Origin of the sequence: Draconibacterium sediminis, from assembly GCF_000949475.1 — a bacterium.
Lineage (GTDB): Bacteria > Bacteroidota > Bacteroidia > Bacteroidales > Prolixibacteraceae > Draconibacterium > Draconibacterium sediminis.
In genome coordinates this window covers 193,579-207,404 of the sequence record NZ_JRHC01000004.1, presented here as the reverse complement: position 1 = coordinate 207,404, position 13,826 = coordinate 193,579, and the positions used below count along the sequence as shown (strand labels likewise).

The window sequence follows — 13,826 nt, the reverse complement described above, 5'->3', positions numbered from 1 at the left end:
CTTTTTAAATATAATTTTGATTCTTTAACACCGAAGCCTTACACTTTATCGTAAAACTCGTTGTAGGCATCAATGTATGTTTCTTTTGGTTGGAAATCCAGGAATAACTTTTCGCTATCCTTAATATAATTTTTAACGTCGGCGTTAATCGTTTCGGTTCCCTGTATAACCGCATCCGAATAATCGATAGCCATTTTGCTAACATTGGCAAAAGTTGGCTCTTCTATCATTTTTACATCGTCGGTTGTAATACCTTCAAGCAACAGTTTCTCGTTAAACCTGCTGTCGAGTGTTTGCTTAAAATCGTCGTTATAAACCGAATAAACCAGTTTTGAGTTTTTGAATAACGGATCGTTGTAATAATACTTTTTAATGTATAAAGGTACCAACGAAGTTAACCAGCCGTGGCAATGAATGATATCGGGTGCCCAGCGTAACTTAATTACAGTTTCGAGCACACCACGGGCAAAAAATACTGCACGTTCGTCGTTATCTTCAAACTCTTTCCCATCGTCATCGTGTAATACGGCCTTGCGTTGAAAATAATCTTCATTATCGATAAAATATACCTGCATACGGGCAGCTTGTATCGATGCCACTTTTATGATAAGTGGGTGATCCGCATCATTAATCACAAGGTTCATACCCGATAAACGGATTACCTCGTGCAACTGATTTCTACGTTCGTTTACACAGCCATAACGCGGCATAAAAGTTCTAATCTCTCTCCCTTTCTCCTGAACGCCCTGTGGCAGGTAACGTCCAATCTCCGACATTTCGCTTTCTGGTAAATAAGGGGTAATCTCCTGTGAAATATAAAGGATTCTTTTCTTTTCCATGAACCTATAAGTGCAGTTAAAAAACAGTTTGCAAAAGTAATAAAAATATGCGAATAGTCAAGTTAAGTTCGTTAGTTTCAGTCACTATACTTCTTTTTTATGCTGTTTTACCAATTAAAATTACTTACTTTGCAGCCGCAATTTTTAAGCTATGAAACTGGTTAGCACAGTACAAGAGTTACAGTCTGAAATACAGCACCTTGCCCAAGGTAGAACAGTGGGTTTTGTACCCACTATGGGGGCACTACATCAAGGCCATATTTCGTTGGTAAAACAGGCCGTTTCGGAAAATCCGGTTGTGGTGGTAAGTATTTTTGTAAATCCAACACAATTTAACGATCCGGCCGATTTGGAACGTTATCCGCGCACACTCGAAAACGATATGAAATTATTGGAACCAACAGGTTGTTCAATCGTTTTTGCACCCAATGCAAAGGAGGTTTACCCCGAACCGGATAAACGTAAATTTAACTTTGGAAAATTAGAAGAGGTAATGGAAGGCAAACATCGCCCGGGACACTTTAACGGTGTGGCACAGGTGGTTAGCCGACTTTTCGACATGGTAAAACCTACCAAATCGTACTTCGGATTGAAGGATTTTCAGCAACTGGCCATTGTTAAAAATATGGTGAAACAACTGCAACTTCCTGTGGAAATTGTACCTTGCGCCATTATTCGCGAAGAAAGTGGTTTGGCCATGAGCTCGCGAAACGAATTATTGACGGAAGAACAGCGGAAAAATGCAGCCGTAATTTCGGAGACTTTGTTTAAAGCCAAAGAACTTAAGGGGCAGAAATCCGTACAAGAAATCACGGATTGGGTAACAGAAACGATAAACAAGAACCCATTCCTGGATGTTGAATATTTTGAGATAGTTGACGACGAACAGCTGCAACCGGTAAAAAACTGGGACGAAAAATCGACAAAAGTTGGATGTGTTGCTGTTTTTTGTGGAAAGATCAGGTTAATTGACAATATAGTTTTTTAAGACCGAAATAAGCATAGTTATGCAAATTGAAGTTTGTAAATCGAAAATACACAAGGTTACCGTTACCGAGGCGAACCTGCAATATGTTGGAAGTATTACCATCGACGAAGATTTGATGGACGCGGCAAACCTTATTGAGAACGAAAAAGTACAGGTTGTTAATATTAACAACGGCGAGCGTTTAGAGACTTATGTTATCAGGGGTGAGCGCGGATCGGGAACCATTTGTTTGAACGGACCTGCCGCACGTAAAGTGGCGGTTGGCGATGTGGTAATTATCATTTCGTACGCTTTAATGGATTTTGAGGAAGCCAAAACATTTAAGCCAAGTTTGATATTCCCTGATATCGAGACGAATACTGTAGTATAAAATACATTTACAATATAATTGTGAACCTCGTAGTTTTAACTGCGAGGTTTTTTTATTTGGAAGTTTTTGTCTATCAATGAAACGTTTCTTATAAGGCCTATCTATTCTTTCCTAAAGGAACACCCAAACGAATACCGATTTGCAAAAACTCTGTGTCACCTGAATAATCTTCAAAAACTCCGGTTTCAGCGATGGGCAAGTCATTTAAACTTCTTCCCAAATCAACCTTCTCCCAACCCACATAAAACCACACGGAAAGATCTTCTGCAATAACTTTAAACCCTATATGAAATCCCGGATACCATTTAAAAGAAGACTTTGAACTACCAAGATATTTTTCTTCCTCGGTCTCTTCGTTTCCAAATGTGGCGTTACTTTTTGAGCTCTCAAATCCCAAATTCACATCAGCAAAAAAGAAAATAATATCTGATAATTCCTGGTAAAACCGAGGACACAGGCTGAGCGTATAATAACTGGCTTCGGTAAATAATATATAATCGTTACCATACGGAACGATTTCACCACCGATAGGCTTTTCTTTTTCATGAGAATTCATACCGGCTTGTCCTTTCAACTCAAATGCAAACTTTCTCGACAGGAAATGTTCATATCCGGCCCCGAAATAAAATCCAAAGTCATCATTATCAAGCACAAATGCGTTTGTACCTAAATCGAAATTTAAATGAGCCGGGAATTTTTCGTCTTGTGCATTACTCGCTAAAGGATTGAGCATTTCCGTAAAAACCCAAAATATGATTAAAATAGAAGTGTTGAATATTGAAAATATTTTAGTCATTTGGAATACTATTCAATATAAAAGAAACTGTGCCCAATTTGGACACAGTTAATAAGATCATTTTCTAAGATTATAACCGATGTTAAGCTGGAACATTGGCAAAAATCCATACTCCCCTTTCATGTCAAAATAAACATATGGCCCAACATCAAATAAAACATAAAATTGATTAAAAGCGCGCTGTATTCCCCATGTTGGTCCAAATGCATAATCCAATTCTGAGGTTCTTGAGAAACTGGAAGCTATCTCGGGTCCTCGAACAAGAAGTCTTACTCCAAAGTAATTAGATGAGTTATACTTTACATTTTTACCGGCACTATTTCTTTTCGTTATGTTGTAGTAATTGCGATACTGCATATCGTAAAACGGTGATAACAAATACATAAATCCATCTCCGCTGGTTTTTAGATCTTTGTATGAACCACCATAACCGATGCCAAGATTTAAAGCGAAAGTTGATTTTTCTGACAACTTAAATTCATATTCCATTCCCGGGTTTAAGAAAGTAAGTTTTAATCCACTTTTAGTTAACTGACTCTCCTCTTGTCCGAATGAAATTTTCACAAAAAGAATTAATAGAAATACGAGCGTAATTTTTCTCATTTGAATATGTTTAATTGTTTTCTGAAGTTATACCTAAGTTCTTTTTTACAACTTTTATTTCCTTCACCCTAAAACACCACTGTGTTTTATTTCCAACCTCACTTTATACTATCCTTTTACTGAAAATTTGTGTCGAAGAACAGGGGTTCCTTTAACGACGGCTTAAATTTAATTCAACAAATTCTCTTTTTCAAAATATAATATGTTAAAAATTGGTTTGGGAGGGATTTAGAATGAATAAAAATAATTCACACATCCTTTAAAATGCAATAGTGATACTTCAATTTAATAGTTATTTTTGACAATTATGAATCTCATGTTTAAATCAAAGATTTTTAAGGATTTTGAATCGCTACGTCCCCTGCTTGAAATATGGAAAGGAAGTAACAACACCATCGTTTTTACCAACGGTTGTTTCGACCTTATTCATAACGGACACGTTGATTCACTGCACAAATCGGCAGCATATGGCACCAAATTGATTGTTGGGCTTAACTCCGATATTTCGGTAAAATTATTAAAAGGCGATAAGCGCCCTATTATAAATGAGCAGGCGCGTGCAGAAGTGCTGGCGGCCTTTGGATGTGTTGATGCGGTAATTCTTTTCAATGAAGAAACACCGGCCGACATAATTGCTAAGATCATCCCCGACGTTTTGATAAAAGGTGCCCAATACGAAATTCATGAAATTGCCGGTCACGATACCGTATTAAATAACGGCGGAAAAGTGGAAACGCTGGAATTGATTGATGGAATTTCAACCAGCGAAATTATTGAACGAATAAAAAACCTTTAACAACTCCGTGTAAACCTCAGCGTTCTCTTTGGAACCATTTTTTACCATTGAGATAACAGAGAACCGCACAGAGTAACACAGAAAAGAATGGCACAAACAAAAACCATATACACCTGCCAGAGCTGCGGCGCCCAATCGCCCAAATGGCTCGGGAAATGCTCCGCCTGCAACGAGTGGAACACCTACGTGGAAGAGATTGTAGAGAAAAAACAATCTACCGGAAAACTTTCGGTACAGATTTCGGGCAACCAACCCATTACACTCGAAAATATCGAGATGGCCAGAACACAGCGTATTTCGGTGGGGATTGAAGAATTTAACCGTGTTTTGGGTGGCGGAATCGTTCCCGGCTCACTGATACTTTTGGGTGGTGATCCAGGAATTGGGAAATCAACACTGGCACTTCAGCTGGCGTTGGGATTAAACGGGAAAAAAATACTTTACATTTCGGGCGAAGAAAGCCTGCAACAGATAAAACTACGTGCCGAACGTTTGAGCAATGCAAAAAGTAACTGCCTGTTTTTAAGCGAAACATCGCTGGAACATATTATCGCACAAAGTGAACAGGCAAAACCGGAGCTGCTGATCATCGATTCAATACAAACCATTTCAACAGAATTGATCGAGTCATCGCCGGGTTCGGTTGGGCAGGTTCGCGAGTGTACTTCGGCTATTTTAAAATTCGCCAAAAAGAATCATGTTGCGGTTGTGTTAATCGGTCACATTACCAAAGAAGGCAGCCTTGCCGGGCCAAAAGTACTGGAGCACATGGTCGACACTGTTTTGCAGTTTGAAGGCGATACCAATTACATGTACCGCATTCTACGCTCGAACAAAAACCGCTTTGGCTCCACTAACGAGCTTGGCATTTTTGAAATGCGCAGCGATGGCTTACGTGAAATCACTAATCCATCGGAGCAGTTGATATCAAAAGTAAATGTCGATGTAAGTGGCACCGCCATTGCAGCAACCGTGGAAGGTGTACGGCCATTCCTGATCGAAATTCAGGCATTGGTAAGTTCAGCAGCTTACGGAACACCTCAGCGCTCATCCACAGGTTTTGATTTGCGCCGGCTGAACATGCTTTTGGCCGTTTTGGAAAAACGCGCCGGTTTTAAACTCATTGCAAAAGATGTTTTCCTGAATATTGCCGGCGGACTAAAAATCAATGATCCGGCAACCGATTTGGCGGTTATTTGCTCTATTCTTTCGTCGAATATCGACATTGCCATAAACCACAAAATATGTTTTGCCGGCGAGGTTGGATTAACAGGAGAAATACGCGCCGTAAGCCGCATCGAGCAACGTATTGCCGAAGCTGCCAAACTGGGATTTTCGCGCATTTATGTACCAACGCTTAACAAAGGTTTTGATGCATCGAAATTTAAAATCGATATTGTAAAAGTAAGCCGGGTAGAAGAAGTATTTAAAACCATTTTCGCATAAAAATAATTTCTCTCAGATGGCGCAGAATTACGCAGAAAAATATTTCAGCTCGCTATAAAATCAGCGGTATTTGCGAAATCTGCGAGAAACATTTTATAAAACAGCACAAATAAGCTTTTTTAACGACCTTTTTTTGAAAAACGAATGAACTATTTATAATTTGGCAGCCAAATGAAAAATGCCTTTCTTATACTAATTATTGCTGTATTCGCATTCACTGCGTGCGAAAACGAGATTATGCCCAAACCCGAGCATTTGATTAAGGAAAAGAAAATGATCAATATGCTGGTTGACGTGCACCTGGCCGAAGCGGCTTATAACCATTTTCGATACGACTCGGCCATGTTAAACAGCCAGACAGAAGATTTTTACTATTCGGTTTTGGAGAAATATGAAGTTACCGATTCGTTATTTGAGCAATCACTGGTTTTCTACGAAAGTCACCCTAAAAACTTTGAGAAAATGTACCGCAAAGTAATGAGCCGACTGAGTGAAATGGAGCAGGAACGTTCAGGGCGAAAAGAGGAATTGGAGCCATTTGAAGAAGAATAATTAAATGTAAGGTGAGAAAAATCGCCGCCACATACGTCTTCCCCGGAACAACTTCGCCAATAAAAAACGGAATTTTGGTTTGCGACGATGATGGAACAATAATCGAAATCCTGGAACGGGGCGATTCATTCCGCGAAGAAGCCGGTGTGGAGTTTTACAGCGGCATTTTAACTCCCGGATTTGTAAACGCCCATTGCCATTTAGAATTTTCGCACCTCCACAACAAAATTGAAAAGCACATCGGCTTTAGTGGTTTTCTCAAAAAGATAAACCAGTTAAGAGACGAACCGGCCGACAAAGAAAAGGCCATGCAGATTGCCGACCGAAAAATGTGGGCAGCTGGAATTGCAGCTGTTGGCGATGTTTCCAACTCCGATTTTTCGCTTTCGGTAAAACAAAAAAGCAAAATCGCCTACCACACTTTTGTTGAAGTTTTTGGCTTTCATCCGTCGCGGGCTGAGCGGGCTTTTAACAAAGCGGTTGAAGTGTTTGAATCGTTTGAAAAAGCTAATCTTTCTACCTCCATCGTTCCGCACTCACCGTATTCCGTTTCGCCAGACTTGTTCGAGAAAGTGCAGAGTCATGCACTGAAAAACGGGGGGCTGTTCTCCATTCACAACCAGGAAAGTAAAGCGGAAACGGAATTCTTTTTGTCGGGAAAAGGTGCGATTTCCAAACATTTCAGCGATAATTTAAAGCTGGAAACCCAACATTTTATACCTAGCGGAAAATCGTCGTTACAATCTATTCTCAACTATCTGCCAAAAGAAAATCAATTGCTTTTGGTACACAACACCCAAACCCGGAGAGACGATATTGAAGCATTAAAACGGTACCGCAGCCTCGCTAATACCTATTTTGTTTTGTGTCCCAACTCCAATCTTTATATCGAAAATGAGCTGCCGCCATTTAATCTTTTCCTTGAAGAAAAGCTGCAGATTTGTTTGGGAACTGATAGTTTAGCATCGAATACCGAACTTTCGATACTTCAGGAGATGCTCACCATTCAGGAAAACTTTCCAACTATTTCGCTGGAAGAGTTGTTGTCGTGGGCCTGCATAAACGGGGCAAAAGCCTTAAACATTTCAACTGCTTTTGGATCGTTTGAAAAAGGCAAAAAGCCCGGTGTAAACCTGATTACCGGCATCGATTTCAAAACGATGAAACTCACTCCAAAAGCAAAAGTTAAACGATTGATTTAGTCCAAATTCCCACCCAAATATTTTTAGCTATTTTTGCAGCAATTTCTAATGAATGATTAAGATTGGCAACATAGAACTGGAGGGCACTCCCCTTTTTCTGGCACCGATGGAAGATGTCACCTACAAGTCGTTTAGGATGATGTGCAAAAAATTTGGCGCCGATGTAATGTACACCGAGTTTGTATCGTCGGAGGCATTGGTGCGCGATGTGGAAAAAACAAAACAAAAAATGCATTTGTTTGAGTTCGACCGCCCGGTAGCCATTCAGATCTATGGACACAACATCGACTCGATGGTGCGTGCGGCGCAGGTAGCCGAAGAATTTGAACCCGATTTTATCGATATCAATTACGGTTGCCCCATGAAAAAGATCGTGCGCCACGGCGCCGGATCGGCCATGTTAAAAGACGTGGACAAAATGCAGAAAATGACTGCAGAAATTGTGAAAGCCGTTAAAATTCCGGTTACCGCAAAAACACGACTGGGCTGGTCGGCAGGCAATCAACCTATTGTTAAAGTGGCCGAACGATTGCAGGATGCCGGAATTCAGGCGCTGGCCATTCACGGTCGTACGCGCGAACAGTTGTACACCGGTGAAGCCGACTGGACATTGATCGGAGAAGTAAAAAACAATCCGAAAATTCAAATTCCCATTATCGGTAACGGCGACATCAACAGTGGAAAAAAAGCCAAACAATTGCTTGATGCAACGGGTGTAGATGCTTTGATGATCGGGCGCGGAGCAATTGGCCGCCCCTGGTTATTTCGCGAGGTAAAACATTACCTTCAAACCGGAGAAGAATTAGCACAGCCAACGGTTAACGAAGTGGTGGAAGTATTAAAAGAACAGATGCGGCTAAATCTGGAGTGGCGCGACAATGAACGATCGGGGATTTTAATGATGCGCCGTCATTTCGCCAAGTATTTCCCGGGGTTGCCAAATTTCAGAGACCTAAAAATTCAACTGCTGCGCGCCGAAACGAACGACGAGGTACACGCCATTCTTGAACAAATTACCGAACAATACGGTGCATTTCAGCTCGATTTTTCAACGGCCAGCTTAAAATAGAACAACTATGTACGACAAGTATTCGAAATATTTTTCTGAACAATCGTTGTGGGACAAGCTTAAGAAATTTGGCAAAGCGGCCGGAGCAAAAGTTGTTTATGCTGTTTTGTTGTTGTACTACACTTTCGAAGACAAAGGCGTTGGATTAAAAACCAAACTCAGCATTGCCGCCGCACTGGGTTATTTTATCCTACCCACCGATGCCATTGTTGACCTGACACCCATAATTGGGTTCAGCGACGACCTTGGCGTACTGCTTTTCACCCTGTCGGCAGTGGCGGGCAGCATTACCCCCGAAATTAAGGCCAAAGCACGCGAAAAACTTAATGAGTGGTTTGGCAAAATCGACCCTAAAGAACTTCAGGATATTGACAAAAAAACTTTTTAAGACTTTTTTACAAGCACGTTAACAGAGGTTAAACTATTGCTTTTATGAAAGTTATGGCATGAGCTTTGCATACATCTATTTAGTTAGATATATCGTAACTAACATGTTTTTAAGTTGAGTGATTGAAAGTAAGGCTGAGGCCTTGAACATGGTTTTTGTTTTTTGTTTTTTGAGGAGGTAAGATCTACCTTCGAATTGTTAGCTAGACTGGTCCCGCTTCTGCGGGACCTTTTCTTTTCTACCCTGTTCCATATTTATTACTACATTAGCGACATAACATTTTTGCTATGCTCGAACTTGACTTCTCCACACTTCAATGGATTTTATTAGCAGTATGTGGCATGCTGGTTGGCATGTCGAAAGTAGGTGTTCCCGGTGTTTCAATGTTGGTGGTTCCCACACTGGCGCTAATTTTTGGTGGCAAAGCCTCCACCGGAATTTTACTCCCGATGTTAATGATGGCCGATTTATTTGGAGTTGGGTACTACCACCGTCATGCCGAGTGGAAATACCTGTGGAAACTGCTGCCCTGGGCTTTTGTAGGAATTGGTATTGCGCTTTGGGTTGGCGAAGTGGTAAACGATACCTGGTTTAAAAATATAATCGCCATTTTGGTGTTTCTGTGTATTGGCCTCATGCTTTGGCGCGACCGCAAAAAAGGACAAAATCTTTTCCCCGACACCTGGTGGTTCTCAGCAACTATGGGTGTTTTAGGAGGTTTCGCTACGATGATTGGCAACGTAGCCGGCCCCATCTTTGCCATTTACCTGCTGGCCATGCATTTGCCAAAAAACAGCTTTATCGGCACCGGAGCCTGGTTTTTTCTGATCGTAAACTTCTCGAAATTCCCTTTGCATATTTTCGTTTGGAAAACCATTAACTTGGATACGCTCACACTCGACCTGATGCTTTTACCGGCCATCGCTTTTGGTGCTTTTGCCGGAATAAAACTGGTACAGAAAATATCGGATAAACTGTACCGAACCGCTGTAATAATTGTAACTGCCCTGTCGGCATTTTTACTCTTGATCTGATGGAACAACTACAACAATTTTTTCAAGACAAAACAGTAAGCACCCTTTTGGATGTTGGAACCGGAAGCGGGAATTTTATTTCGGTTTTAAAAGAAGCCTTAAACAATACCAAATTCACCGGAATCGATCCGGATAAGGCATCGCTTGAAGAAGCTGCAAAAGTCCATCCCGATGTGCAGTTCAGTATTATGAGCGGCGAACAACTGGATTTCCCGGATTCCACTTTCGATGCTGCAAGCATTTCAATGGCCATGCACCATTTACCTGATGTTCAGCAAACTCTCATTGAAATGAAACGCGTGGTAAAACCCGGCGGTTGGATTATTGTGAACGAACTGTTTAGCGACAACCTTAATCCTGCGCAGGAAGTACATAAAAGCATGCATCATTTCAGAAGTACGGTTGATCGCCTGAATGGAGTTTGCCACAACGAAACGTTTACGCGCGTCGAAATTCTTGAGCAGGTTGAAAAAGCAGGACTGGAAATTTGTATAGCCTTTAACCAGGAAAAAGAGCGTGTAGAACCAACGCCTGAAGAAATTACTGAGCGTAAAGACAAGCTAACAGAAATGCTTAGTCTGATTAAAGACAGGCCGGAATACCACGTGTTGAAAAAGCAAATCCCGGAAATAGAAAAGGCGTTACAACAGCATGGATTTCAGATGGCCACACAGGTGGTTGTTATTGCGAAAGTTAAGAAGGATTGATGCAGATTGAATAAAGATTGATGTAGATTGTCCTTAAAACTTGCTACTCGCAACTCGAGACTTGTAACTAATTCTATAGCCTGTTATTCACAATATTATTATAAATTGAACCAAACTGTACGCGAATTCCAACATTGGCTCCAACTTCGAATGACGAAGGTAACTGAACCTTATTCAGCAATACATCTTCCAACGAAATGTCTCCTTTAGGCAGGTAAATCTGGTCGTGAACATTCTCTACGGTAAAACCCATACGAACCGATAACCCGCGAATAATACGAACCGACAAATCGGTATCAAAAGTTATCCTGTTTTTGGTCCAGTCGTGCATATAGTTCGTTGCATTTAGTCCGGCCTTTACCTCGCCCCAGGTTTGCACAATCTGCAGATCAAGGCGTAACGACTGCTCCCAAAGGCTTTCTTCCAGTTTGTCATATATCGATTCCTCGTAATATTTCATCCACTCGGGCCCAATATAATAGGCTATGGTAAACACTTTTCGGTCCGACACATCCCATGGGAAAATATTATACTCCACGGCAGGTTTAACCGACATTGAGTATTTCGTGTTGCGGTAATTACTGTTATAGAAACTTCCGAACAAACCTGTTGACCAACGCGATGACAAGCTTTTTACCACGCTCGACGAGCCATATGTTGACGTATTATCCGAACGGTACTCTTCTCCGTCGGTGGTGTATTTCTTGGTATTTACTGAACGACGCGCATTGTTTCGTATCCTGATTTCGTCGGTAACCTTATCGGCACGCCCATAAAACGCATAGTTATAGTTCTTTTTACTTTCTTCCAGATTTACACTACCACTAATGTCGCCTCTAAAAGTCCAGTTGTTCCATGGGTCGTCAACTTCAGCAACCTGAGCCTGCTCTACTTCGCCCCGGTAGCGAAAACTTATCTGATCGGAAGCTTTTGTCTGGTTTACAAAAGGCATCAAACCCAGCGAAAGTGCGTCTTTAATTTTCCGGCGTTCCTCTTCGTTGGTATCGTCAGCAAGGGTAGTACAGGTAATGGTAAAATCGCTGAAATTCTCGAACGTAAGGTTGTTGTACATCAAAGAATAAACCATTCCGCCCGAACCGCTCACCCGGCTATTTATAATGATATGCACATCGGCAACGGCCGGATCGTTTACAAAATCGGCAAAACGCATATTGCGCCGCATATAATCCATATCGAGCCGGGCGCCTTCAATATAAACCTTAATTTTTGCATCACGCTTGTTGTACGATAACGATCCGCGGCTTTTTATACGCACATCTTTTTCGGGGTGTTCGGCTCCCGAAACACTACCAAATACAAAACAAATTAAAACTGTAAAAATGGTGAGAAAGCGCAAAATCATTTTAGTCCTCCTTATCAGGTTTAAATTGGTTTAAATGCAAATAAGTATTAAAAGCAAGCCAAATATAGAACTTCAACTTTAATAATTAAAACTTACTTTCTGATTTTCATTTACTTTGTAGAACTTCTTAATATTGAAAGAGAAACATGGCACGCAGAGAGAAAAAAGCACGTAGCAAAGGTTCGGCCGGGAACAACCGAAAATCGGGTGATGATTTTTTACTTAACAACAGGCAGAAAACCGGTGTTTTAGAAACCGACAGTGGTTTGCAGTATTTAATTGTGGAAGAAAAACAGGGGCCAAAACCCGGACTCTTCGATACGGTTAAAATTCATCAGCGCGCTTTGCTCCTCGACGGTAAAATTCTGGAAGACACTTACCGCCAAAACCAGCCCGACGAAGTTAAAATAGAAGAACTTATTGAAGGACTTCAGGAAGGTTTACCTATGATGAGCGTTGGCAGCCGTTATAAATTCTGGGTGCCTTCGGAACTGGCCTGGGGACGAAAAGGTACCGGAAATAAAATTCCACCAAATGCCGTGTTGAGTTTTGATATTCGTTTGGTGGAGATTTGCTAAACTAACTCCAGTGTAAATTCAGCCACGTTTTTACGCCCGCCATAATCATTTCAATGGCTACCGAACCAACAAACAGCGCAGTAATACGTCCTGCCAAATCGAAATAGCGCTCAATCAATTCTTCCCGTTTTTGGCGAATTACATCGTGCAAAAATTTTAAAACCACCAATACCAGAATACACAGCATAACCGCCACTACAATGGATGCGCACGATATAAGAATGTCGTTACGTTTACCAATAACCACGCTGGCACTAATGGTACCGGGGCCAATTAAAACCGGCATAGCAATGGCTCCGGCAATGTGTTTTGATTCGCCACGCAATATTTCAATGGCAGTTGGCCCGCGAAAAACAAACTGCAGCCCAATAAGCAGGAAAACAATACCACCAAACAACTGAAACGAAGCAAAACGAACCTGAAATACATCGGAGAAAATACGATCGCCCAGCACAGCAAAACTGCAAAATGCAATACACGAAATAAAACCGGCACGAATTAATACCCGCCTAAACTGCTTATTATCGAGCTTCTGAACAATGTCGATTAGATAAACGATTACCAAAAACGGATTTAATAAAACAAGTAATAACAGTATCGATCTTGTAAATTCGGTCATGTCTTTTCCGGTTTTTTATATGTTGTTTGAGCCTCTTCTTCAATATTGATTAAATTATGAAGTGTAGCTGTTGCGATAAATATAAAAATACAAATCAGGAATGCAATAGCTTTCAAACATCAATTCTGTTGAATTGCACTCTGGCTACAATTTGTTATTGGTAAAAGGAAGGTGTGAGCCTTGGTTGGGTTTCCTTTTTTGTATTCAAGGTAAAGTGGATGTTTTCGTACAAAGTGCCAGCTTTAACGTTTATACCGGCCTGTAAGTAAGAAACATGCACAGAATTGATAAAATTTATCGTTGCAATGAAGCCCGACAGCTGTCGACAACAAAATCAGTTGTCAGTTTTTAATCCGACAGTCGTCGGCAACAAAATGAATTTTCAAAATCGATGATTTCTGCTGTCGACAAGCAAAAATATTTCTGATTTTCAACTCGACAGCCGTCGGCAACAAAGAAAACTTTCAATTTTTAAC

16 protein-coding genes are annotated in these 13,826 nt (G+C 41.0%); 11 read left to right on the top strand and 5 right to left on the bottom strand.

The genetic code is table 11. The annotated features are described in order from the left end of the window. Window positions 1–38 precede the first annotated feature (38 nt). Window positions 39–839: a glycogen/starch synthase gene (locus LH29_RS15295; protein WP_045031377.1), complete on the bottom strand. Its 801-nt coding sequence runs from the start codon at window positions 837–839 to the stop codon at window positions 39–41. Between the two features lie 151 nt (window positions 840–990). On the opposite strand from LH29_RS15295, the gene panC reads away from it, so the two are divergent. Then, entirely contained in the window at window positions 991–1,827 is an 837-nt protein-coding gene (panC, locus tag LH29_RS15290; protein WP_045031376.1) for a pantoate--beta-alanine ligase, read from the top strand. 19 nt (window positions 1,828–1,846) lie between these two features. Beyond that, a complete protein-coding gene (panD, locus tag LH29_RS15285; RefSeq protein WP_045031375.1) occupies window positions 1,847–2,197 on the top strand; it encodes an aspartate 1-decarboxylase in 351 nt (116 codons plus the stop codon). Between the two features lie 97 nt (window positions 2,198–2,294). Here panD and LH29_RS15280 read toward each other — a convergent pair whose 3' ends face one another. Further along, window positions 2,295–2,993 (bottom strand): hypothetical protein, encoded by a 699-nt coding sequence (locus LH29_RS15280; protein ID WP_157493723.1) that lies wholly within the window; start codon window positions 2,991–2,993, stop codon window positions 2,295–2,297. Window positions 2,994–3,050: 57 nt separating this feature from the next. Continuing rightward, a complete protein-coding gene (locus LH29_RS15275; RefSeq protein ID WP_045031372.1) occupies window positions 3,051–3,596 on the bottom strand; it encodes a hypothetical protein in 546 nt (181 codons plus the stop codon). Window positions 3,597–3,912: 316 nt separating this feature from the next. On the opposite strand from LH29_RS15275, the gene LH29_RS15270 reads away from it, so the two are divergent. The 8 genes from LH29_RS15270 to LH29_RS23925 all read left to right on the top strand — a co-directional run bounded on the left by LH29_RS15270 (window position 3,913) and on the right by LH29_RS23925 (window position 10,790). Further along, a complete protein-coding gene (locus LH29_RS15270; protein WP_045031370.1) occupies window positions 3,913–4,392 on the top strand; it encodes an adenylyltransferase/cytidyltransferase family protein in 480 nt (159 codons plus the stop codon). An 87-nt stretch (window positions 4,393–4,479) separates the two neighbouring features. Then, window positions 4,480–5,838 (top strand): DNA repair protein RadA, encoded by a 1,359-nt coding sequence (gene radA, locus LH29_RS15265; protein ID WP_045031368.1) that lies wholly within the window; start codon window positions 4,480–4,482, stop codon window positions 5,836–5,838. A gap of 171 nt (window positions 5,839–6,009) precedes the next feature. Beyond that, window positions 6,010–6,390: a DUF4296 domain-containing protein gene (locus tag LH29_RS15260; RefSeq protein WP_045031366.1), complete on the top strand. Its 381-nt coding sequence runs from the start codon at window positions 6,010–6,012 to the stop codon at window positions 6,388–6,390. Window positions 6,391–6,401: 11 nt separating this feature from the next. Next, complete coding sequence (locus LH29_RS15255) at window positions 6,402–7,592, top strand: amidohydrolase family protein (protein ID WP_045031365.1); 1,191 nt, start codon at window positions 6,402–6,404, stop codon at window positions 7,590–7,592. Between the two features lie 52 nt (window positions 7,593–7,644). Then, window positions 7,645–8,661 (top strand): tRNA dihydrouridine synthase DusB, encoded by a 1,017-nt coding sequence (gene dusB / locus LH29_RS15250; RefSeq protein WP_232302853.1) that lies wholly within the window; start codon window positions 7,645–7,647, stop codon window positions 8,659–8,661. 7 nt (window positions 8,662–8,668) lie between these two features. After that, window positions 8,669–9,049: a YkvA family protein gene (locus LH29_RS15245; RefSeq protein WP_045031364.1), complete on the top strand. Its 381-nt coding sequence runs from the start codon at window positions 8,669–8,671 to the stop codon at window positions 9,047–9,049. Window positions 9,050–9,336: 287 nt separating this feature from the next. After that, on the top strand, window positions 9,337–10,083 hold the full coding sequence (locus LH29_RS15240; RefSeq protein ID WP_045031363.1) for a sulfite exporter TauE/SafE family protein: 747 nt from the start codon (window positions 9,337–9,339) through the stop codon (window positions 10,081–10,083). Continuing rightward, window positions 10,083–10,790, top strand: coding sequence for a class I SAM-dependent methyltransferase (locus LH29_RS23925; RefSeq protein ID WP_052671000.1), 708 nt, complete (start codon window positions 10,083–10,085; stop codon window positions 10,788–10,790). The genes LH29_RS15240 and LH29_RS23925 overlap by 1 nt, the downstream gene beginning before the upstream one ends. Before the next feature lie 73 nt (window positions 10,791–10,863). Here the strand turns inward: LH29_RS23925 and LH29_RS15230 are convergent, their stop codons facing one another. After that, a complete protein-coding gene (locus LH29_RS15230; RefSeq protein WP_045031362.1) occupies window positions 10,864–12,153 on the bottom strand; it encodes a hypothetical protein in 1,290 nt (429 codons plus the stop codon). A 146-nt stretch (window positions 12,154–12,299) separates the two neighbouring features. Here LH29_RS15230 and LH29_RS15225 point away from each other — a divergent pair, with 146 nt between their 5' ends. Further along, window positions 12,300–12,731, top strand: a complete 432-nt coding sequence (locus LH29_RS15225; RefSeq protein ID WP_045031361.1) for an FKBP-type peptidyl-prolyl cis-trans isomerase — start codon at window positions 12,300–12,302, stop codon at window positions 12,729–12,731. Between the two features lies 1 nt (window position 12,732). Here LH29_RS15225 and LH29_RS15220 read toward each other — a convergent pair whose 3' ends face one another. Next, window positions 12,733–13,350, bottom strand: coding sequence for a MarC family protein (locus tag LH29_RS15220; RefSeq protein WP_045031360.1), 618 nt, complete (start codon window positions 13,348–13,350; stop codon window positions 12,733–12,735). Between the last annotated feature and the right edge of the window lie 476 nt (window positions 13,351–13,826).

Bases quoted from the DNA above. Each gene is read 5' to 3' on its own strand.
- LH29_RS15295 (WP_045031377.1), bottom strand. From the start codon at position 839: ATGGAAAAGAAAAGAATCCTTTATATTTCACAGGAGATTACCCCTTAT.
- panC (WP_045031376.1), top strand. From the start codon at position 991: ATGAAACTGGTTAGCACAGTACAAGAGTTACAGTCTGAAATACAGCAC.
- panD (WP_045031375.1), top strand. From the start codon at position 1,847: ATGCAAATTGAAGTTTGTAAATCGAAAATACACAAGGTTACCGTTACC.
- LH29_RS15280 (WP_157493723.1), bottom strand. From the start codon at position 2,993: ATGACTAAAATATTTTCAATATTCAACACTTCTATTTTAATCATATTT.
- LH29_RS15275 (WP_045031372.1), bottom strand. From the start codon at position 3,596: ATGAGAAAAATTACGCTCGTATTTCTATTAATTCTTTTTGTGAAAATT.
- LH29_RS15270 (WP_045031370.1), top strand. From the start codon at position 3,913: ATGTTTAAATCAAAGATTTTTAAGGATTTTGAATCGCTACGTCCCCTG.
- radA (WP_045031368.1), top strand. From the start codon at position 4,480: ATGGCACAAACAAAAACCATATACACCTGCCAGAGCTGCGGCGCCCAA.
- LH29_RS15260 (WP_045031366.1), top strand. From the start codon at position 6,010: ATGAAAAATGCCTTTCTTATACTAATTATTGCTGTATTCGCATTCACT.
- dusB (WP_232302853.1), top strand. From the start codon at position 7,645: ATGATTAAGATTGGCAACATAGAACTGGAGGGCACTCCCCTTTTTCTG.
- LH29_RS15245 (WP_045031364.1), top strand. From the start codon at position 8,669: ATGTACGACAAGTATTCGAAATATTTTTCTGAACAATCGTTGTGGGAC.
- LH29_RS15240 (WP_045031363.1), top strand. From the start codon at position 9,337: ATGCTCGAACTTGACTTCTCCACACTTCAATGGATTTTATTAGCAGTA.
- LH29_RS23925 (WP_052671000.1), top strand. From the start codon at position 10,083: ATGGAACAACTACAACAATTTTTTCAAGACAAAACAGTAAGCACCCTT.
- LH29_RS15230 (WP_045031362.1), bottom strand. From the start codon at position 12,153: ATGATTTTGCGCTTTCTCACCATTTTTACAGTTTTAATTTGTTTTGTA.
- LH29_RS15225 (WP_045031361.1), top strand. From the start codon at position 12,300: ATGGCACGCAGAGAGAAAAAAGCACGTAGCAAAGGTTCGGCCGGGAAC.
- LH29_RS15220 (WP_045031360.1), bottom strand. From the start codon at position 13,350: ATGACCGAATTTACAAGATCGATACTGTTATTACTTGTTTTATTAAAT.